Here is a 21,782-nt window from a genome sequence, read left to right as displayed (position 1 = left end):
CAGGTGTATCAAGGATTTTTTTCGCCTTGGAGCCGTAACTTTATCCTTTCCGAAGAAAGTATGCCTGTTCAAACCCTTGCCTCACTCTCCCCCTCATTCAGAATGGCAGTCCCTTCTCTTTCACACGAAAACATGTTGTCGGGCTTCTGTGCTAAGGCCCTTAGCTCTATTCTCCCATACAGTCAGGAGAGATAACGTCGAGGATAAATAAGGTATATGCCGTTTCATATACCATGAAGGGCTGCTTGATGAAAGTGAACCAGAGTCGTCCCTATACGTACTACCCTCGTTCCCGATAGAAGAGAATCAGAGACGTCCTTAGGGTGCCGCCTTCCCGATAGAAGAGAATCAGAGACGTCCTTAGAAGTACCGCCTCATTCCTGATGGAAGGGGAGAATGAAGCAAAGCGGCTGATGTAGCGAATCACCGTCAGTCCGTCAGTCTGAACGCGCTACTGCACGAGTGACGCATTTTCGATTTCGATAATTATGGTACGCCTCAATAGAGGTTTTCTCATCAAGATGTGAGGATTTCAATAGAAATGATGAGGATTTTCTGTTCTTTATGAACGATGTCTCCGTCATAATAATTTCATAGCCTTATTCATGCTTTACAACAAAAGGGAGGTTGTTAGGAATGAAGAAATGGACAGCAATGCTGCTTTTCTGCGTTATGCTAACGGTTGCGGGCTGCTCTTCCGGTTCGTCGGATGAGGGAGGCGGCAATTCGGGCGGATCCGGCACCGAGCCGAATATCGGGGTTGCGATTTATAAGTTCGACGATACATTCATGACTGGGGTGCGCAATGCAATTACGGAAGCGGCAAAGGGTAAGGCGAAGGTCGATATCGTAGACAGCCAAAATTCACAACCGACCCAAAACGACAAGATTGATTTGTTCATTACGAAAAAAGTGGATGCGCTTGTAGTCAATCCGGTCGATCGAACCGCGGCTGGAGTCATTATCGACAAGGCGAAGGCGGCCGACATTCCGGTCGTATTTCTGAACCGTGAACCGCTGCCGGAAGATATGAAGAAGTGGGATAAAGTGTATTATGTCGGCGCTAAGGCCGAAGAATCAGGCACTATTTCAGGCCAGCTCCTCGTCGATTATTGGAAGGCCAATCCAGACGCGGATAAGAACAAGGACGGCGTGCTTCAATACGTCATGCTGAAGGGGGAGCCGGGTCATCAAGATGCGGAACTGCGCACGAAGTACTCCGTCCAGGCGCTTGAGGATGCAGGCATTAAGGTGGAGAAGGTGGCGGAAGACACCGGCATGTGGGACCGCGTAAAAGGCCAAGAGAAAATGGCGGCGTTCCTAGCCGCTCATGGCGACAAAATTGAAGCGGTGCTAGCGAACAACGATGACATGGCGCTTGGCGCAATTGAGGCGCTGAAGGCCTCGGGATATTTTACGGGTGATAAGAAGATGCCGGTCGTCGGCGTCGATGCGACCGCTCCGGCGCTCCAAGCGCTCAAGGATGGCACGATGCTTGGCACGGTGCTGAACGACGCGAAGAACCAAGGGAAAGCGGCGCTGGGACTGGCCGCTGTATTGGCGAAGGGGGAAGTGCCGAACAAAGACAATAGCGGATATGATCTGACGGACGGCAAGTTCGTCTGGATTCCGTATAAAAAGATTACGAAGGACAACATCGATGACGCGCAATAGACGTTTGATAGCAAACGAATATACGTAATTAACGGCATGGGGCTCGGGTGCTCGAGCGCTAAGGGGCCCCTGTTGCTGTGCCAAAAGTAGAATCGTTATGAGCAGATTGCAGCTTTCTTGAAGCAAGGGGGTTCCCAGATGAATACTCAACCCTATTTATTGGAAATGAGCAACATCTCTAAGCAATTTCCGGGGGTAAAGGCGCTTGAACAAGTTACACTCAAGGTGCGCGCGGGAACGGTGCATGCGCTTATGGGGGAGAACGGAGCGGGCAAGTCAACGCTCATGAAGTGCTTATTCGGCATATACCAGCCTGATGAAGGAGACATCGTATTACAGGGGCAGAAGGTAAGCATTCTCGACTCGAAGGATGCGCTCAAGCTTGGTATTTCGATGATTCATCAGGAGCTGCATCCGGTTCCCTATCGCAATGTGATGGAGAATATTTGGCTCGGCCGATTTCCGATGAAGGGGCTAGGTCCGTTCAAGATCGTTGACGAGAAGAAGATGCTGCAAGATACAGAGCGGCTGATGGCTGATCTAGGCATGAATATTGCACCGTTAGTTAGAGTGGGAAGCCTGTCCGTATCCAAAATCCAATCGCTCGAGATTGCCAAGGCCGTCTCTTTTCAGTCAAAAATCATTGTCATGGATGAGCCGACCTCTTCGTTAACGGGCAACGAAGTGGAGCAGTTGTTTACGATTATCGAGCAGCTCAAGCAGCGTGGCGTAGCAATCATTTATATTTCTCACAAAATGGAAGAAATTTTACGTATCTCCGACGATGTTACGATTATGCGGGATGGCAGGCTCATCGGCACCTGGCCAGCAGATGAGATGACGACCGATCTCATTATTTCAAGGATGGTTGGACGGGATTTGACGGAGCGCTTTCCTGAGCGGAGCAATGTGCCCGGTGAAGTTATTTTGCGCGCAGAAGGATTGACTTCCCCGCTTCCAAAGTCATTCCAGCATGTCAGCTTTGAGCTTAGAAGAGGCGAGATATTGGGTGTGGGCGGGCTCGTCGGCGCGCAGCGGACCGAACTGATTGAAGCGTTGTTCGGCTTGCGTTCCGTGCAATCGGGTACGCTTTCCATTCACGGCAAGCCCGTTCGCATCCGCTCGCCATTCGATGCCAAGAAGCACCGCATTGCCTTGCTGACGGAGGATCGGAGAGTGACAGGAATCTTTCCGGTGCTGTCCGTTATGGAAAACACAGTTATCGCGAATCAAGCGAAATATGCTGCGCCGTATGGGTTATTGAATGACAAGAAGCGAAGAGCGGACGTAACACGGAGCATCGAAATGCTGCGCGTGAAGACCCCATCGATGAGAACGCTCATCCAAAACTTGTCTGGTGGCAATCAGCAGAAGGTTCTGCTGGCGAGATGGCTGCTCACCGATCCGGAAATATTGCTGCTCGACGAACCGACCCGCGGCATCGATGTCGGCGCGAAATACGAAATCTATTCCATCATTGCCGAACTTGCGAAGCAGGGAAAGAGCATCATTATGATTTCTTCCGAAATGCCCGAGCTGCTTGGCATGTCCGATCGCATCATGGTCATGTGCGAAGGAAGATGTTCCGGCATTATCGATGGGAAGCAGGCTACCGAAGAAGAGATCATGCGTCTTGCTGCCCAGCATGCCGCACATTGAAGGAGGACATATTATGGCCCGCATCAAAAATGCACAGCAGTTCATGTCACAAAATGCGATTTACATCGTACTGCTCCTGTTAGTTGTGTGCATTGCTTTTTGGGATCCGAGATTTCTATCAGTGACGACGATTCGCGATATTTTTCTGCAGTCGTCTACGCGTGCGATTATTGCGCTGGGTGCGGCTTTTATCCTTATTACCGGCGGAGTCGACCTATCTGCAGGGCGTGTCGTCGGCTTGACGGCGGTCTTGTCGGCATCCATGCTGCAATTGTCCGAGTATCCTCGCAAATTTTTTCCCGACTTGCAGCAGCTTCCGCTATGGGTTCCAGTCATTTTGGCCATAGCGGCAGGACTTATCGTTGGGCTGATGAATGGCTTTATCGTGTCCAAGTTCAGCGTGCCGCCGTTTATTGCCACGCTAGGCACGATGGTGGCGGTGTACGGGCTCAACTCGATCTATTTCGATATGGAGCCGAATCAATCGCAGCCCATCGGCGGTTTGCGCGAGGATTTCAGCCGTCTCGGAACCGGCTATATCGGACCGAGCGGGCCGTACTCTGTGCCGTATATCGTCATCATCGCGATTGCGGTTGCGCTGCTCGTCTGGCTTGTATTCAACAAGACGCGGCTCGGCAAGAACATGTACGCCATCGGCGGCAACATACAGGCGGCAAAGGTATCCGGCATTAATGTCAGCCGCAACTTGATCGCGATTTACGCCATTGCCGGTGCGCTGTACGGCTTGGCAGGGGTGCTGGAAGCGGCGCGTACAGGGGGAGCGACGAACAATTACGGGAATATGTATGAACTCGATGCCATTGCAGCCTGTGTCGTGGGAGGCGTATCAACGTCGGGCGGCATCGGTACTGTGCCTGGTATTATGGCGGGCGTGCTCATCTTTGGAGTGATCAATTACGGTCTGACCTTCATTGGCGTCAATCCGTATTGGCAGCTTATTATTAAAGGGCTTATCATTGTGTCGGCCGTCGCATTCGATATGCGCAAATATGTGGCCAAAAAATAATGAACAGGGGTCGGAAGCGACCCCTGTTCAGGCTGTCGGGAAACCCTGCTAAGTTGGAACACCGAGGGAGAATATCCGCTGGCGAGTCCTGACGCGGCTTTGCATCTGTGTCATCACTGTTAAGTTTTAACTCAAAAGACTTGAATGACTTGGATTCAACAACGACGGAAGTGGATGCCCCGTGTGTGTGCTCGGCCCAGTCTTTTCTGCTAAGAAAAAAGCAGGGTGAAGGCTTGGCCGCATCCCCCCTGTCTTACCCATTGGAATTTTCCAATGAAAAAGCTGCGTAAACCACTTTAGAATAGGCTACATTGGAAATGATCCAATGGTTTGATACTCCATCCGCAGTATTCGCTGAACAGCCAGATCCACTGGACAAAGTACAGTCCACATGCCGTTTAGCCGTCCAGTTCGCACATTCTGCTGTATATTTTCCAATGGGGCAATTGTCTTCATAGCACGCATTCGTCTTCGTACCACGCAACCGGGTTCGTAAGAACACGGTCTGCATACGAGAATGGCCGCATTGGGGCGGCAGCGGCGCTCACATCCGACTCGGCAGTTTCATCTTGCTCAGTGCTTGCCGCAACGGGCAGGACGAACAAGGACTGCAGGGAACCGAGCAGGAGGGCAAAGCATAGAAACCATTTCACTTTGTTGCGCAACAGGAACGACTCCTTCCGAATACATAGTTCAAACGATTTAGCACGGAGAATGAAGTGAAGCTGGTACAGCACAAATTAAAACGTTTTCACTTAAAGCTATATACCGAAATCTTTGTCGTAATTTAAGGCGAAGTACACAGTACAGCTTCGTATTTAGGCACCGTTACATTACATGTCAGGTTTGTACATCCATAATATACATATGTCCTTTTTCAGGAGACATAAAAGTTGACATGTCCACATGGTAAAAACAAGGAAAAAAAGTTGTTGATCTTTCTTCGGCATCGTTTATAATGATGAAAAATTATTTATAGAAACAGTGTATCTATAATCGGTACGAAAGCCTTGTTCAAGAAAATAGGGGAAGAGGTGAGGATGTGTCGCTCAAGACGCTGGCCAAATCGCTCGAATTGCTCGATTGCTTTACATCGGATCATCCGATATGGGGGGTGCGTGATTTAGCGAAGAAGCTGGGGATGCATCACTCGGTCGTGCATCGTATCATGACGACGTTTGAACAGCACGGCTTTCTAATTCAGAACAAAGAAACACAGAAATACCATCTCGGATTGAAGCTGCTGGAATACGGGAAAGTCATCACCGATCAGCTCAACATTCAGCAATATTTTCAGCCTATATTGAAGGAAATAGCGAATTCAACCGGTGAGTCAGTCTATCTGAACATGCTGGAAGGGAAAGAGGGTGTATGCGTATCCATCGTCCTTAGCTCGAAGGATATTCAATATTTGATTCCGGTTGGCGATCGTTCGCCGCTGTATGCCGGAGCTTCCCAGAAGGTCATGATGGCGTATGTATCCGCGGAGCTGCGGGAAGAAATTATTCAGGAAGGCTTGATGTCCGTCACTTCACGGACGATTACCGATCCGCTGAGCTTGCGTGTTCAATTGGCGCAGATCAAAGAAGAAGGCTGGTGCATTTCTGTCGGAGAATATACGGAAGACGTGGTAGGCATTTCCGTGCCGATGTTGGATAGTCACAGACGCATTTTGGGTTCCATTACGATTGCGGGACCGAGATACCGGATTGATGAAGCTCGGAGCGAATCCTATTTGCGCATCTTGCTCAACCAAGTTCCTTTAATACGGCAAAGCTGCAATATTATCTCGCATATGTGGTAGCCAGGCTTCACAATTTTACACAGTCATACTTTATTCAACTAACGAGACACTGCTTTAAAGGGGGAGGGGTTGCATTGCTACAATTCATTACTCGACGTCTGTTATACCTCATTCCAAGCTTGCTCGGCATCGTGCTCATCACGTTCATATTATCAAGGGTGTTGCCAGGTGATCCTGCCTTGATGATTGCCGGAGAACAGGCGCCGCAGCACGTGGTGGAGAACATTCGCACTCAGCTCGGGCTAAATGATCCGCTGTATGTACAGTTCGGCGCTTATGTGAAGCAGCTGTTGCAAGGGGATCTGGGAGTGGCTTGGCATACAGGCCATACCGTGCTGGAGGATTTCGCTGTCCGCCTGCCTGCCACAATTGAGCTTGGCTTTGTCAGCCTGCTGATCGCGTTATTGGTTGCCATCCCGGTAGGCATCGTGGCCGCAACGAAAAAAGAATCGATAGTGGATCATATCTCCCGTATTTTTTCGCTCATCGGCGCTTGTATGCCAGTATTCTGGCTCGGACTGTTGCTCATTTTATTTTTCTATTCCAAGCTCGGCATTGCGCCTGCTCCAATGGGCCGCATCGGCGGAGACATTCTCCCGCCAACGAACATTACCGGTCTATACCTTGTAGACAGCTTGCTCACTGCCGATTGGGTAGCGTTTAAGCAATCATTATCTCATCTTCTTCTTCCGGCGATTTGCCTTAGCGCCGGCACGATGGCCATTATCGCGCGCATGATGCGCTCCAGCATGCTGGAGGTTATCGGTCAGGATTATATCCGTACTGCAAGAGCAAAAGGCTTGAATGAACGTTCCGTGGTGTACAAGCATGCTTTGGTTAATGCTTCGATACCAACGGTGACAATGATCGGTCTGCAAATCGGCTATTTGCTCGGAGGCGCGGTCATTACGGAGACGATCTTTGCTTGGCCTGGCGTCGGAAGCTATGTTACGGAATCCATTTTGGCAACCGATTACGCCCCAATTCAGGCGTTTACACTACTAAGCGCTGTCGTGTATAGCTGCATCAATTTGCTTGTCGATATGGTGTATGGCTTAATCGACCCGCGCATTCGCTACGAATAATCAATCTCTCATATCATGACATCTTAGGAGGTGCAACTGTGATGAAAGCATCAACCTCACCGTCCGCTGTAGCAGCTGCGGCGAGCGAACCGTCCATGCTGAAGGAAGCTTGGTTTGCGCTGCGGCAGTGGAGCAAGCTGTTCCTCCGCAATAAGCTTGCCGCGCTCGGTCTCTTCCTGATCGTTCTATGGACGCTCTTTGCCGTTGCCGCGCCGCTTGTCGCACCCTACGCGCCGGATGCGACGCAGCTGGAGGCGAAGCTGCAGGGGCCAAGCGGAGCGCATTGGTTCGGAACCGATCAGTTCGGTCGGGACATCTTCAGCCGTGTCATATATGCAGCGCGTATATCGATCTGGACCGGGCTTATCGCCGTCGGAATTTCCTTCTTCATCGGGGTTCCGCTCGGCGGCATTGCCGCTTATTATGGCGGCTGGATCGGGAATCTTATTATGCGCGTAATGGACATATTCCTGGCGTTTCCTTCGCTTATTCTGGCGATGGCTATCGCTGCCGCTATGGGCCCTGGCCTCATTAGCGCGATGATGGCGGTAGGCATCGTCGGAATTCCGGAGTTCGCCCGTCTCATGTACAGCCAGACGATCTACTTGAAGGAACGAGAATTCGTGGAGGCGAGCCGTTCCATCGGGGTGAAGGATAGTGCCATTCTTGTCCGGCATATTTTCCCGAATGCGTTAGCTCCACTGCTTGTCCGTATTACGCTTGGGATGGGGTTCTCCATTCTGACGGCAGCGAGCTTGAGCTTTCTCGGCCTCGGCGTTCGTCCTCCGCTTGCGGAATGGGGAGCGATGATATCCGAAGGACGGGAGTACATTATTACCGGTGAATGGTGGCTAGTCACGTTCCCAGGGCTTGCCATAGCAACGACGATACTCGGATTCAACCTGCTCGGCGACGGGCTGCGCGACGTGCTCGACCCGCGGCTTCGCACGAGCCGGAAGTAAAATACGATTCTATTTTGAACATCTAGGGGGAGGAAACAATGATGAAACGAAGCAACACAATGATGATGGCCATTGCATTGACGCTCATTCTGACCTTGCTTGCGGGCTGCGCGCCGAAAGCGAACCAAGCTGGAGGAGACAGTAACACCGGTGCAGCGGGAGAACAAGCAAATACGCCTGCAAATGGTACCGGGAGCAAGACGCTCACCGTCGCCTATTCCGAAGGCGGGCAGACGCTCGATCCGGCGGAAGCGAACGATCTGACTTCTGATACATTGGTGCTGTCCACCTATGATCAGCTCGTAACCTATGGCGTTAAAAATGTAAACGGCGCAGATATTGCCGCCACAGAAGAAATCAAGCCGATGCTGGCCGAGTCGTGGGTCGTATCCGACGACCAGAAGACGTATACGTTCAAGCTGCGCAAGGACGTGAAGTTCCATAGCGGTAATCCGTTGAATGCCGATGCGGTCGTATTCTCGCTCGATCATATTAAGAACTCCAACTCGGGCGGATTTTTGTATCAGCAGGCCTCCATCGAGTCGTTCCGCAAGGTGGACGATGCTACGGTGGAAGTGAAGCTGGAGCGTCCGAATCATATGTTTTTGCAAATTTTAGCGATGTACTCCTTCTCGGTCATCGATCCGCAAGCGATTGAAGGCGATGCGAATGAGTTCCTAAAGACCAATACGGCCGGCTCCGGTCCGTTCAAGCTTGAAAAATGGGATCCTTCCTCCGAAGCAGTGTTCGTGGCGAACGACAATTACTGGCAAGAGCGCGCCAAGCTGGACAAAGTTGTCATGAAGTTCATGAAGGAAGCATCGTCCCGCACGATGCTGCTGAACAAAGGCGACATCGACCTTGCCATGGAGATTCCGCCGAAGGATGTCGATACGCTGAAGCAGAACAACGATCTGACTGTACGTTCTGATGCGAGCAACCGCATTTTGTATATGGGTTTGAACAATAACATGAAGCCATTTGACAATCCGAAGGTGCGTCAAGCGATCGAATATGCAATTCCGCATGATGCGCTCTTGAAGGACGTCATGTATGGACAAGCCAAGCAGATGAAGAGCATCGTGGCCAGCAATACGCCTGGCTTCTCCGATAAGGGCTATGTGTATGAATATAACTTGGACAAAGCGAAGCAGCTGTTGAAGGAAGCAGGTTATGAGGACGGCTTCCAGTTCGACTTCACGCTAGGTTCCGGCTTTAAAGATTGGGAGGACGCTGCGACGGTCATTCAAGCAGAGCTGAAAAAGATCGGCGTGACGATGAACATTAACAAGCTGGCGCGCGCGCAGTTCCTGGAACAGCTTCGCACTGGCAATGTGCAGGCGTTCATGTCGAAATGGACCTCTTTTGTCAATGATCCGGAATATCATCTTGGGTTCTTGGTCGACAGCGCGAGTTCATCCAACTATGTGCATTACAACAATACGAAGGTGAACGAACTGCTGAAGCAAGCGGCCGTCGAAACGGACATGACGAAGCGCAACGGAATGTATGAAGAGATCCAAAGCCTCATTAATACGGACATGCCTTACTTGTACATGTATGAATATAACCGCCTCGTGGCGTTCAACAACGACGTGAAAGGTTACATCTTCTTCCCAGACGAGTGCTTGCGTTTTTACCCGATTTCGAAATAAGCGATCGCTATCATAACGGTTATGAACTAACAGGAGGGGTTTTCGGTGAACGAATGGAAGCAACGCTGGATAGACGAAGTGGAACAACGCAGAGATGAACTGCTGGAATTGTGTTCAAGACTCATTCAATTCCCAACAGAGAACCCTCCCGGGGACTCGCGTGAAATTAGCCAATTCATTATCGACTACTTGGCCGAGGTTGGCATCGATACAGAAGTGCATGACGCAGGCGGGAACATGCTGAATCTGATTGCGACGATCGGCGATGAAGCGGCTTCAGACCGCCATCTTATCTATTGCGGTCATACGGATGTCGTGCCGGCAGGCGACCGTTCCCGCTGGGATTTCGACCCGTTCTGCGGTGAGGTGAGGGACGGATATGTGCTCGGACGCGGAGCGAGCGATATGAAGTGCGGCTTGGCGGGACTTATTTTCAGCGTGAAGCTGCTGAAGGATCTGCAAGTTCCGCTGCAAGGCAGACTATCGCTGCTTATCGTGCCGGACGAAGAGACAGGCGGACATCTCGGCGTGCCGTGGGTATTCGAGCGAGAGCTTATTCACGGTACGGCAGCAGTCATTGCCGAGCCATCGCATCCGCTGCATCCGACGATCGGGCAAAAGGGCAGCTGCTGGTTCAACTTCACGGTGCCGGGCACGCCGGGACACGGCAGCTTGTCTCCGCTGCTTGGCGATAACGCCATTATGAAGGCCGCCGCGGCCGTTCAGGCGCTGCAGCAGCTGCATCACTATCCGGTGGAACTGCCGGATGAAGTGAAGGATATTATCGAAGTGACGAAGCAGTATATCGCTGAAAAAGAAAATGCGGACTTCTCCGCTATTATCGACCGCGTGTCGGTCAATGTGGGGCTCATCGAAGGCGGAACGAAGACGAACGTCGTGCCTGACCGCTGCACGGTCAGTGTCGATACGCGCCTTCCGTTCGGAGTCGAACCGAGCCAAGTGCTGGCCGAGGCGACACGTTTGCTCGCCGGCATCGGCATTGAGACGGAGCTTCACCCGGAAGGCTTCCAAGGGTTGGCCAACTGGACGCCGTCAACCGATCCAATCGTGGAGGAGCTCGTGCAGCATATATGCGACGTGAAGCAGGAAGAAGCATACGGAGTATTGCAATGGGCTTCCAGCGATGCGCGGCATTTCCGCCGCGTCGGCATCCCGGTGCTGCAATACGGTCCTGCAGAGCTGTCCACCATTCACGGCTTCAACGAGAAGGCACCGGTGCAGGATGTGGTGGATGCGGCCAAGGTATACACATTGACCGCGCTCAGCTACTTGGGTGGTGAATAGAATGGAGCCGGTGCTAGCAGTCGAACAGCTGGAGACGGAATTTGTTACGAACGGGGGCGTCTTCAAGGCGGTGGACGGCGTAAGCTTTCACGTACACCAAGGAGAAACGCTCGGCGTTGTCGGCGAATCGGGCTGCGGCAAGAGTGTAACCTCTTTGTCCATCATGGGGCTTCTACCGAAGAAGATTGGACGGGTGAAGAGCGGGCGCATTCAATTTCATGGAAGCGACCTGCTGGATGTCCCAGAGAAGCAAATGAGGTCCATTCGCGGCAATCGCATCGCAATGATCTTTCAGGAACCTATGACTTCGCTCAATCCGGTATTCCGCATCGGCGATCAGCTGGCAGAGGCCATTCAGCTTCATATGAAGCTGAAGCGCAAGGAGGCGATGCGGCATGCTGTCGAGATGCTGCGCAAGGTCGGTATTCCGCATCCCGAGTCGGTGGCGCAGGAATACCCGCATCAGCTCTCGGGCGGAATGCGACAGCGGGTCATGATTGCGATGGCGATGTCCTGCAATCCCGAGGTGCTGATTGCAGACGAGCCGACGACGGCGCTTGACGTGACGATTCAAGCGCAAATATTGGATTTAATGCGGCAGCTGCAGGAGGAAGAGAAGACGTCAATCCTGCTCATTACGCACGACCTCGGGGTCGTCGCGGAGATGTGCCACCGCGTGGTCGTTATGTACGCGGGGCAGGTCGTAGAGGAGGCGGATGTGGACACGCTGTTTGAATCGCCGCAGCATCCATATACGCAAGGGCTGCTGTCATCGCTCCCGCAGCTTGCCGGAGAGCAGGATCGGCTTGAGTCGATACCCGGTACGGTGCCGAGCCCGCTTAATATGCCGCCAGGTTGCCGTTTCGCGCCACGCTGCAAATACCGAGTGGAAGCGTGCGAGCAGGTGCAGCCTGGTCTGACGGATATGGGCGGCGGGCATCGCTGCCGCTGTCTGCTCGTCGAGAAGGGGGTGGCACGATGACCGCGTTGCTGCAGGTACGCAATCTGAAAAAGCATTACCCGATACGCCAAGGGCTGCTGAACAAGCAAGTCGGTTCCGTGAAGTCGGTGGATGGGTTGAACTTCGATATATACGAAGGGGAGACGTTCGGCATTGTCGGCGAGTCGGGCTGCGGCAAATCGACGACCGGCCGCTCCATCTTGCGCTTGATTGAACCGACCGAAGGTGAAGTATGGTTCCAAGGGCGCAACCTTATGGAGCTTTCATCGAAGGAACTGCGCCTTCTGCGTCCCGATATGAGCATGATCTTTCAAGATCCTTATGCTTCGCTGAATCCGCGTTGGACCGTTCAGCGCATCTTGGAGGAACCGCTTCAGACGCATCAATCGTTGCGGACGTCGGAGCGCAAGCAGCGCGTGCAGGAGTTGATGGAACGAGTGGGGCTGTCCTCATTTCAAGCGAATCGCTTCCCGCACGAATTTTCCGGAGGCCAGCGTCAGCGTGTCGGCATCGCCCGTGCTTTGGCGCTGAATCCGAAGTTCATCGTCTGCGACGAGCCGGTTTCGGCGCTTGACGTATCGATTCAGTCACAGGTGCTGAATTTGATGCAGGATTTGCAGGAGCAGTCGAAGCTGACCTATATGTTCATTTCTCATGATTTATCCGTCGTCAAGTTTTTGTGCACGCGCGTCGGCGTCATGTATCTCGGCAAGATGGTGGAGCTGGCGCCGAAGCGCAAGCTGTATGCCAATCCGCTGCATCCATATACGAAGGCGCTTATGTCGGCCGTACCCGTGCCGAATCCGAAGGCGAAGAAGGAGCGCATTGTACTGACGGGCGAGGTGCCAAGTGCCAAAAATCCTCCGCAGGGCTGCGCCTTTCATCTCCGTTGCCCGATAGCGACGGAGCACTGCCGCAGTGTACAGCCGGAATGGCGGGAGGCGGATGAAGAACACTGGGTGGCATGCCACAATTTATAATGCCGGGCACAGTCCCGTGCAAGCAAATATAGACATCTATGACATCGAGCTGAAAGGGAGAGAAAATCATGGCTTTACTGCAAACGTTGCAAATATATGAAGCGGTAGACAATGCATTTACATCCGGCGAAGCGGTGAAGGATCTGTTCAAGCCTTACCCGCTTGCTGACGTAAGTGTGCAGCGCGTTCATGGGGAGAAGGGCTTTACAGACTTCATCCGCATCTTCATCCCGGGAACGGAAGGCAAGAGTCAGGGCGGGCAAGCACCGAGCTTCGGTATCGTCGGGCGGCTGGGCGGACTTGGAGCGCGGCCGCAGCGCATCGGCCTAGTCTCCGATGGCGACGGCGCAATTGCGGCGTTGGCGGCTGCGTTGAAGCTCGCCGACATGAGCGGGAAGGGAGACCGGTTAAAGGGGGACGTATACATTACGACCCACGTGTGCCCGGACGCACCGACCTTGCCGCATGAGCCGGTTGACTTCATGGATTCGCCCGTCGATATTGCGACGATGAACGAATACGAGGTGCTGGACGAGATGGAAGCGATTCTGTCGATCGATACGACGAAAGGCAATCGTGTCATCAATCATAAAGGGATCGCCATTTCCCCGACGGTGAAGGAAGGCTACATTTTACGCGTCAGCGATGATCTGCTTCGCATTATGGAAATGACGACCGGACAGCATTCTGTCACGTTCCCGATTACGATGCAGGACATTACTCCATACGGCAACGGGCTGTATCATATTAACAGCATCTTGCAGCCTTGCGTAACGACCGCTGCGCCAGTCGTCGGCGTCGCGATTACGGCACAGTCGACTGTACCGGGCTGCGGTACGGGAGCCAGCCATGAAGTCGATATTGCGTTGGCTGCGCGCTTCGCGGTAGAAGTAGCCAAGGAATTCACGAATGAAGTCTGCTCCTTCTATAATAAAGACGAGTTCGAGCACATGTTGAATTTATATGGACCGATGAATGCCCTGCAGACGCTGGGCAGACCGTTAGCGGAGGTCTAGGGCAAAGCGGCCGTTCAACGCTCGGCAATTGGAGTTCGGCATTGGCATTCAGCTTTCAGCATTCTACAGTCGGCATTCGGCGCCAAGCGCCATGTCGTGTCATATAGGCTCATGATGGGGAAAGGAGAGATTCGCATGGAACGAAGCGATAGTCGGCAGCGCGTGAAAATAGGGCTCATCACGATAGGTCAAGCACCGCGAACGGATGTGCAGCCGCTAATCGAGCGTTGGTTGGCCCCTTGCACAGATGTGCTGCAAGTCGGTGTCTTAGACGGTATGACGCTGGCGCAGATTGAACGCGAGCTTGGCCCGAAGCAAGGCGAGTTCGTGCTGACGACGCGACTGGCCGACGGTGAAGCTGTCGTCTTGTCCGCGGCGAAAACGGAAGAAGCCATGCAGCGCTTGATAGACGAATGTGAACGGGACGGCTGTCAAGTGATCGTCCTGCTCTGCACCGGAGCGTTCCGCAATCTCGGCACCGAACGGGCCTTGTTGATTGAACCTGAACGTGTGCTGACTCCTGCTATTGCGAAGCTGGCGGGCAGAACTCCGATTGGGCTTATTATTCCGCTTGCGGAGCAGGCAGAGGAGATGGGCCGGAAATGGGGAGCCTTCGACGCAGCGATTACGACTGCAGCGGCTTCCCCCTATACGGCAACGAGCGAGCAGATCGCGGCTGCGGCACAGGAATTGAGAGCTGCGGGCGCCGGAATTATCGTGCTCGATTGCATGGGGTACACGTTAGAACACCAACATATCGCCAGAGAGGCGAGCGGATGCTTCGTGCTGCTGTCGAGTAGCTTGCTGTTCAAACTTTTGACCGAGCTATGCGAACTATAAATCTCTTATATGTATTAAGTTGAATACCGTCTGTTGTTTGCCTAGAGCAAGCAGTAGACGGCTTTTTTTATATGGAAAATATCATCCGCCATGCTGTCACTTTGCCATTCCCGGAGAAGGTATGCCCGTTTAAACCTTTGCCTCACTCTCCCCTCCAATCAGATCAGCAGCAACCCTTCTCCTAAAAACGAGCATGTTTCATAAGATTAGAAAACAAACTGAAAAGATAAATTTTTGTTCTTAGCCAAAAAAAATTGATGTAGTGGTTTCCGTTCCATGGTCCTTATATCCAATCTCCCATACAGTCAGGAAGGATAACGACGAGAAAAAGGCATACTATCAGGAAGGATCACTAGCGTCTGGATTAAGGTGCATACCGTTTCCGTTTCGTATAGACACCATGCCATGAAGCGGCTAATCATGATGGCGGTTAACTTGGCAACGTCCAGAGTTGTCAGTGGTCGTAACGCCTCCTGATAGAAGGGGAGAATGAAGCAAAGGGTCAGATGAATCGAATCCCCTACCGTGTGAACGCACCATCTTCTGATGGAGGGGGAGAATGAGGCAAATGTGCGGATGAATCGAATCTCGAATCCCCTGCAGTGTGAACGCGCCGCTGCACTAGCGGAATATTTCGTTAATTATGAAGAGTCGATGCCTTGTTATTCGACAGATGGTGCGCCTTTAGGCGACTCTTTCATGAGTCTGAGTAATGGACATCTGCAACGGTAGAAGGCGGGACAGGTATGAAAGTAACCCTCTTAGTTATAGAATATTATGGAAGGTAATTGTATAATAGAGGAAAAAATTATTTAATATAGCCTCTATAAAGGAGCTTAGGTATGACATTGCCCATTCTATATATGGTCGTTCCCTGCTATAACGAGGAGGAAGTTCTGCCGCTTGCCATACGAAAGCTAACAGATGTTCTGACTGCGCTCGTTCAGGAACAATTGGTGTCAAGCGAAAGCCGACTGCTGTTTGTTGATGACGGCAGCCGTGATGCCACTTGGATGCACATCGTCGAAGCGCGTGAACGGAATCCTTGGGTCAGCGGATTGAAGCTAGCTCGCAATGCCGGTCATCAGAAGGCGCTCTTGGCAGGGCTGATGTATGCGAAGAACTTTGCGGACTGCATCATCTCTTTGGATGCCGATTTACAGGACGACGTCGCGGCAGTGAGCGCGTTCGTACGTAAATTCCATGAAGGATATGAAGTCGTCTATGGCGTGCGCGAATGCCGGGATTCCGACACATGGTTCAAGCGCTGGAGCGCTGAATCGTTCTATAAGCTGATGCGCCGAATGGGGATTCCGCTCGTATTCAATCATGCCGACTACCGCTTGATGAGTCGGCGCGCGGTGGAACATCTGGGAGAGTTCCACGAAGTCAATCTGTTCCTGCGCGGTATTGTGCCGCTGATAGGCTTTCGTCAGACCGAGGTCACTTACCGGCGCCAAGAGCGGGCGGCAGGAGAATCCAAATACCCGCTGCGCAAAATGCTGTCATTTGCATGGGATGGTGTTACATCTTTCAGTATTAAGCCGATGCGGATCGTAACGATGCTTGGCTTCATCAGTTTGGGGGCGAGCGCAGTTGCGGGAGCGTATTCGCTCATTTCCAAGATAGTGGGACAGACCGTCTCAGGCTGGACGTCCATCATGCTGTCGTTGTGGTTTATCGGAAGCATACAACTGCTGGCGCTCGGCGTCATCGGGGAATATATCGGCAAAATCTATAATGAAGTGAAACGCAGGCCGCCATATATTATTGATATCGTACTGGCGGATAAGCCTGCGGTTGAACAACCGGCTTGGACGGCCACTAGAGCCTGGTCCAATGGGATGCTATGAGGCCGGTATCGCTGCAGTGGGCCCGATTGTTCGGCCGGTATGCCTTGGTAGGGGTTATTAATACATGCATTGGGCTTGGTCTCATTTATGTGCTCATGCATGCGGCGGGGTGGAATCACTTCGCGTCTACCTTTGTGGGAAATACAGGGGGAGTGATATGCAGTTACGTGTTGAACCGCAGCTATACATTTCGGTACGAAGGGGCGAGGTTTCGCAGCTTTGTCCGTTTTATTGCAATCGCGATGCTGTGCTATGTGTTCGCTTACATGGTGCTGCATCCGCTCATCGCAATAATGATAGAAGGAGCAGTTCCTTCCCTTGCCGCAGCCTGGCGTGATTCGGCAGTCGTATTGGCAGAGGCTGGAGTATACACCATCACTTCGTTTCTGCTGCACCGCAATATTACGTTTGCCGACAAGCGTCCTGTTCAAGTTAACTCATCGTTCCCATTAGAATCTCATGCTGCGGATGACTGTGGGAAGCATCGCAAAGCCGAGCATTAAACGAAATAGAAGTAATTTATAGAAGCAATTTTATGAAGCAAGCAGGAGCATGACTCTAGGGGAGAGTGGGATTGGGAATGAAAAGAATGGATTGGATCACGTGGAGCGCCATCGGAATCGGCGTCGTCCTGCTTGTTTGCATCCTCTTTGCCCCTCCGTTTATCGGGGTGGCCGACAATGGGGATTTTGACCGTATTTTGGGAAGCGGAGGCATATCTCCGCTAAGCGATACTTATTCGTATGAAGACAAATACTTCGGCTACAGCCACTCCAACTATGAATATGGGCCTTTCGCTATCGGATACGTCTCATCGCAAATTCTGTTTGTCTTTATAGCAGGCTTGCTGGGAAGATTGCTCAATCCGGATCAGTTTCCGTTGGAAGCGATGGGCATCGTCTATTCGGTGCTGCTATTGCTGACTTTGTTCATCATTGTTCGTTATGCATGCGCCGGCAAACGTTGGCTGCAAATTACGGTTGCGGCATGCACCTTGTTCATTTTTTTTGATATCGGCTATGTCGCTTATTTTCAGTCATTTTTCGGCGAACCGGTATCGCTTATTTTTTTGCTGCTGTCGACTGCGATTTCGATCGTCTTAGCGGTGCAGAAGAAGCCGGCTTCCTATTGGCTTGCGCTGCTCTTTGGATGCGCCGTCATATTGGCAGCTTCAAAAATTCAGAATGCTCCGGTCGGACTTGCGTTTGCGCTGTATGCCTTCCGACTGTATCGGAAGCGCCCGGATCGTTCATGGAAACGGCTCATCATAGGCGGTTCCGCCTTCATGATAGCAACGACGGGGCTAATATATGTCTTTGCACCGAAGGAACTTAAGCAAATCAATCTGTACCAAACGATTTTTTTCGGAATTTTAAAAGATTCGCCGCATGTGGCGCAAGATTTGGAGGAGCTCGGCATTCCGCAAAAATATGCGGTACTGGCCGGAACGAACTATTTTCAGACCGATGTGCCCATAAAGCAGGATGCGCCCGAATTGACGGAGCATGTCTATTCCCGGCTTGGACACTTTGATGTGGTCGGCTACTATTTGCGTCATCCTGGACGCATCATTGATAAGCTGGAGGCTGCTTCAAGTCAAGCGACGATGATACGGCCTTATTACTTGGGAAACTATGAGAAGGAGTTGGGCAAGCCGCGGGGCGCAATCTCCTATACGTACAGCTTATGGAGTGAAGGTAAAAAGAAACTTATTCCGAAGCATTTTATTTTTTTTATTATCTTCTTCCTGCTATATTTCGCGGTCATTATAAGAGAATATATACGCAATAAAGCGCGCAGACACGTGCTCGATGTCATGCTGCTCGTGAGTGTGGTCGCCATTTTCTCAGTGGCGGTTCCGCTCGTAGGTGACGGGGAAGCCGATTTGGGCAAGCATTTGTTTTTGTTTAATGTCAGTTTCGACATTATGATAGTGTCGTCTGTCGTCTGGTTGGTCGCTCAGGCCCAACGGTTGTTCGATCGTTCGCCGGAGCTGGAGTGAAATGAGGCTGTGACATCGGTCCTTGTCAAACGAATATTATACGTTTACGGTGAAAGAAATGAAGCATAGAGAGTGTTGCTAGAGCGAACCAAGTTACATCAAGAGGGAGAGATTCGCGAGATGGCTCACGCATGCATGGATCATGTCATACGTTCACCGCAAGGTGTCATGTGGAAGACGGTATCAGAGGATTGCAATCTGGCTTGCGACTATTGCTATTACAGCTCATGTCAAGGTAAACCCGGCTCTACAATTCGCCGGATTGATATCAAAGTATTAGAAACGTTTGTTCAAAAATATATGGCTGTCGCATCAGGTGCAGCTTCTTTTGCCTGGCAAGGGGGCGAGCCATTGCTGGCAGGCAAAGACTTCTTCGAGCGCGTCGTCGCGCTGCAAGCGATGTATGCGCCTCCGCATACGGTAATCAGCAATTCCGTTCAGACCAACGGAACGTTAATCGATGAGGAATGGGCAGCCTTTTTCCGCCGCTACTCCTTTTTGCTCGGTGTAAGCTTGGACGGTCCACAAGCGATTCATGACAAGCGCCGGGTAACCGGATCCGGGGCAGGCTCCTACAAGGCGGTCATGCGAGGCATTGATTATTTGCGGCAGGATGGGGTGGATTTTAACATTTTGACGGTCGTGCATGAAGATAACGTGCATGAGGCGGCAGCGCTCATGCAGTTCTATGCGGAGCAGCAATTTACGCACGTGCAGTTTATCCCATGCATGGACTTCCGTTCGCAGGATGTGGATGCGCCCGGACGTTTTGTGATCACTCCAGAACAATATGGACAATTTTTGTGCGAAGCCTTTGATATTTGGTACAACGAAGGGAATCCGTTATTCTCTGTGCGCATGTTCGACAATGTGCTGCAAGTGGAGGTCGGCATGGAGCCGGAGATGTGCATCCACCGCTCATCTTGTCCGCAGACGCTTATTTTGGAACAGAACGGGGACGCTTATCCGTGTGATTTCTTTATCCATGAGCGGTACAAGCTAGGCAATGTCGCCACGGATGAACTGCAGCATATTCTGAACCATCCTGGCTGGAAGCAGTTCCTCCAGATGAAGCAGGATATGCCTGCAGCATGCCGGCAGTGCGAATATGAGCGCTTTTGCCATGGCGGCTGTCCGCGCAACCGCATCGGCCAAGGTTGGGAAATAAACGAGCATACCGATTATTTCTGCGCGAGCTATCGGATGCTGTATGCTTATGCGGCCGAACAAATTCGCCATCTGGGCCGCGTGATTCGCACGCGCGAGCTGGTCCGTTATCAATCGGCAGGCGGCAAGCTTCCCGGCCGCAATGAGCCTTGTTTGTGCGGTAGCGGGCGCAAATTCAAGCAATGCTGCGCGACTCTCTTATCGTGAGGAGAAACCAACCTCATGGGAATAGGAAACAAGCTGATGGGGGTATCCGCTTTCGTCGTTGTTGAATCCAAGTCATTGGAATGAGCATGAGCGGGGATGGCTCGAATTTCAAAGGCGATGCCGCGCGGCATCGCCTTTTCAGTGCATATCTATTTTTCTTACAATCTGAACTCTACCGCTTGATCCAGAGGTCGCCTTTCCATGTCACGACTTGTGCCCACAGCTGGCCTTTACCGTCCTTTTTCTCGTTTTTAATTTTAACGGTTTGCGGGGACAAGGAGCCTACCTTCTTCCCGTTTATCGCATTATATAATGCCGTTGTTTTCTTCAATGTGACCTGTTGAACTTGTTGAGCAGGATCTACAATCCAATATTTCCCTTTATACGTATTGATTTGGAACCATATGAACCCGGAATCGTCCATACGCTCGCTAATAATATTGACTGTTTGCGAACTGAGTACGCCAAGGCGATCGCCGTTCGGTGTTTTATAGAAAGACGTCTTATTCGGAATGATGACGGTTTTGGTCGAAGCATTCGGATCCTTCATCCACGTGTAGCCAACCCATGTATGTATTTTATACCAAGTGATGTTGCTGCTGTCCGTCGTCGCTTCTTCAATCCCGACTTTTTGCGGCGCGAGATAGCCGATTCTTTGACCGCCAACAGCTTCATAGAAAGCCGTCTTCTGTTTTAAATCCATCGTATCTGTCTGTGCGCTTATTGCCCCCGTCGTATTTCCGGTTTCCGCCGCAAAAGCCGCGGTTGCGGATACCGCACTGAATGCTAACGTCAATGCCATCACTGCAGCCAATTTCTTCATTATTGAATTCTCCTCTCTCATGGTTATACAATGGTATAGTTTACAATTCTCAAGTGTGTCCGAAATTGCGCGCATCTCTTTCGTTCACTTGCTTGTACACTATGTAACCGCGCTCAACCAGGATGAAACAGCGTTTTAGAAATTTTTAGGGAAAGGATGGGGAGAATGAGAAAGCTAGGAAAGTGGTTGTTGAGAGTGCTGGCCTTCCTCCTTATTTTATTCATTATTATCGTGATTGCGGCTTATTTCTATATTCGTCCGGGCGAGCCGATAGGCTGGCCGCCGAAGGTCGAAGTTACCTTAATGGAACGATTGGAGCAAATGGTGCACAATCGCTCGCTGCGCTTGCAACTGAAGGAGGATGAGATCAATGCGTTGGGGGCTGAATTTATGGAGACGACGGAGCCATATCGGACCTACAAACAGCAATGGAATATTACCGGGATGCGCATGCGTCTAGATAATGATGCCATGAGTATTGACGTTCAGACAGAAGCTTTTGCTGGCGTTCAAGCTGGAGTGAAGGTCTCTTATCGGTTAGAGTGGAATGAAAGCACACAGACGATTCGGGCCATACCGGAAGGAACGCACGTCAGAGCGTTGACCATTCCTCAATCATGGCTTATGCTCAAGCCGCTGGAGTTCCCGCTGGCATCGCAGCTGCCGACATGGGTTAAAATTAAGCGTGTTGAGTTCACTGCGGACGGTTGGTGGATGACGTTGGGGTTAAAGTTGTAATCATATTTAATGATGTAGGAGAGT

The 21,782-nt window shown here is 51.6% G+C and carries 19 protein-coding genes; 17 read left to right on the top strand and 2 right to left on the bottom strand.

Annotation, left to right across the window (positions count from 1 at the left end; all coding sequences use genetic code 11):
* Positions 1-636: 636 nt before the first annotated feature.
* The 3 genes from M3650_RS23350 (at position 637) to mglC (ending at position 4,360) form a co-directional block, all read left to right on the top strand.
* On the top strand, positions 637-1,674 hold the full coding sequence (locus M3650_RS23350; RefSeq protein ID WP_251578258.1) for a galactose ABC transporter substrate-binding protein: 1,038 nt from the start codon (positions 637-639) through the stop codon (positions 1,672-1,674).
* A 138-nt stretch (positions 1,675-1,812) separates the two neighbouring features.
* The gene (locus tag M3650_RS23345; protein ID WP_251578256.1) at positions 1,813-3,333 is read left to right on the top strand and encodes a sugar ABC transporter ATP-binding protein; all 1,521 of its coding nucleotides are present in this window, start codon (positions 1,813-1,815) and stop codon (positions 3,331-3,333) included.
* A 13-nt stretch (positions 3,334-3,346) separates the two neighbouring features.
* Positions 3,347-4,360 carry a galactose/methyl galactoside ABC transporter permease MglC gene (gene mglC, locus M3650_RS23340; RefSeq protein ID WP_251578255.1) on the top strand — a complete coding sequence of 338 codons (1,014 nt, stop codon included), beginning with the start codon at positions 3,347-3,349 and terminating at the stop codon, positions 4,358-4,360.
* A 452-nt stretch (positions 4,361-4,812) separates the two neighbouring features.
* On the opposite strand, the gene M3650_RS23335 is transcribed toward mglC, so the two are convergent.
* The gene (locus tag M3650_RS23335) at positions 4,813-5,025 is read right to left on the bottom strand and encodes a hypothetical protein (RefSeq protein ID WP_251578253.1); all 213 of its coding nucleotides are present in this window, start codon (positions 5,023-5,025) and stop codon (positions 4,813-4,815) included.
* A gap of 377 nt (positions 5,026-5,402) precedes the next feature.
* On the opposite strand from M3650_RS23335, the gene M3650_RS23330 reads away from it, so the two are divergent.
* The 13 genes from M3650_RS23330 (at position 5,403) to M3650_RS23270 (ending at position 20,197) form a co-directional block, all read left to right on the top strand.
* On the top strand, positions 5,403-6,164 hold the full coding sequence (locus M3650_RS23330) for an IclR family transcriptional regulator (protein ID WP_251578251.1): 762 nt from the start codon (positions 5,403-5,405) through the stop codon (positions 6,162-6,164).
* A 74-nt stretch (positions 6,165-6,238) separates the two neighbouring features.
* Positions 6,239-7,249, top strand: a complete 1,011-nt coding sequence (locus M3650_RS23325; RefSeq protein WP_019421669.1) for an ABC transporter permease — start codon at positions 6,239-6,241, stop codon at positions 7,247-7,249.
* Positions 7,250-7,290: 41 nt separating this feature from the next.
* Positions 7,291-8,211: an ABC transporter permease gene (locus M3650_RS23320; protein ID WP_251578249.1), complete on the top strand. Its 921-nt coding sequence runs from the start codon at positions 7,291-7,293 to the stop codon at positions 8,209-8,211.
* Between the two features lie 38 nt (positions 8,212-8,249).
* Positions 8,250-9,866 (top strand): ABC transporter substrate-binding protein, encoded by a 1,617-nt coding sequence (locus M3650_RS23315; protein WP_251578247.1) that lies wholly within the window; start codon positions 8,250-8,252, stop codon positions 9,864-9,866.
* A 45-nt stretch (positions 9,867-9,911) separates the two neighbouring features.
* Positions 9,912-11,171, top strand: a complete 1,260-nt coding sequence (locus M3650_RS23310) for a M20 family metallopeptidase (RefSeq protein WP_251578244.1) — start codon at positions 9,912-9,914, stop codon at positions 11,169-11,171.
* A 1-nt stretch (position 11,172) separates the two neighbouring features.
* The gene (locus tag M3650_RS23305) at positions 11,173-12,153 is read left to right on the top strand and encodes an ABC transporter ATP-binding protein (protein ID WP_233698277.1); all 981 of its coding nucleotides are present in this window, start codon (positions 11,173-11,175) and stop codon (positions 12,151-12,153) included.
* Complete coding sequence (locus M3650_RS23300; RefSeq protein WP_251578242.1) at positions 12,150-13,112, top strand: ABC transporter ATP-binding protein; 963 nt, start codon at positions 12,150-12,152, stop codon at positions 13,110-13,112. The genes M3650_RS23305 and M3650_RS23300 overlap by 4 nt, the downstream gene beginning before the upstream one ends.
* A 68-nt stretch (positions 13,113-13,180) precedes the next feature.
* A complete protein-coding gene (locus M3650_RS23295) occupies positions 13,181-14,128 on the top strand; it encodes a DUF1177 domain-containing protein (RefSeq protein WP_251578240.1) in 948 nt (315 codons plus the stop codon).
* A gap of 135 nt (positions 14,129-14,263) precedes the next feature.
* Positions 14,264-14,968 (top strand): AroM family protein, encoded by a 705-nt coding sequence (locus tag M3650_RS23290; RefSeq protein ID WP_251578237.1) that lies wholly within the window; start codon positions 14,264-14,266, stop codon positions 14,966-14,968.
* A gap of 842 nt (positions 14,969-15,810) precedes the next feature.
* Positions 15,811-16,821, top strand: a complete 1,011-nt coding sequence (locus M3650_RS23285) for a glycosyltransferase family 2 protein (protein WP_251578235.1) — start codon at positions 15,811-15,813, stop codon at positions 16,819-16,821.
* Positions 16,818-17,324, top strand: a complete 507-nt coding sequence (locus tag M3650_RS23280) for a GtrA family protein (protein ID WP_251578233.1) — start codon at positions 16,818-16,820, stop codon at positions 17,322-17,324. Before M3650_RS23285 ends, M3650_RS23280 begins: the two co-directional genes overlap by 4 nt.
* Before the next feature lie 77 nt (positions 17,325-17,401).
* Positions 17,402-18,823, top strand: a complete 1,422-nt coding sequence (wsfD, locus tag M3650_RS23275; RefSeq protein WP_251578231.1) for a glycan biosynthesis hexose transferase WsfD — start codon at positions 17,402-17,404, stop codon at positions 18,821-18,823.
* Between the two features lie 135 nt (positions 18,824-18,958).
* Positions 18,959-20,197 (top strand): anaerobic sulfatase maturase, encoded by a 1,239-nt coding sequence (locus M3650_RS23270; protein WP_251578229.1) that lies wholly within the window; start codon positions 18,959-18,961, stop codon positions 20,195-20,197.
* A gap of 172 nt (positions 20,198-20,369) precedes the next feature.
* Here the strand turns inward: M3650_RS23270 and M3650_RS23265 are convergent, their stop codons facing one another.
* Positions 20,370-21,020 carry a hypothetical protein gene (locus M3650_RS23265; RefSeq protein WP_251578227.1) on the bottom strand — a complete coding sequence of 217 codons (651 nt, stop codon included), beginning with the start codon at positions 21,018-21,020 and terminating at the stop codon, positions 20,370-20,372.
* A 165-nt stretch (positions 21,021-21,185) separates the two neighbouring features.
* Between M3650_RS23265 and M3650_RS23260 the strand changes: the two genes are divergently transcribed.
* Positions 21,186-21,758 carry a hypothetical protein gene (locus M3650_RS23260; RefSeq protein WP_251578225.1) on the top strand — a complete coding sequence of 191 codons (573 nt, stop codon included), beginning with the start codon at positions 21,186-21,188 and terminating at the stop codon, positions 21,756-21,758.
* The last annotated feature ends 24 nt before the right edge of the window (positions 21,759-21,782 follow it).

This window comes from Paenibacillus sp. MER TA 81-3, from assembly GCF_023713585.1.
Classification (GTDB): domain Bacteria; phylum Bacillota; class Bacilli; order Paenibacillales; family Paenibacillaceae; genus Paenibacillus_B; species Paenibacillus_B profundus.
Note: the sequence above shows the minus strand (reverse complement) of the source record. Positions and strands in the feature narration are given on the sequence as shown.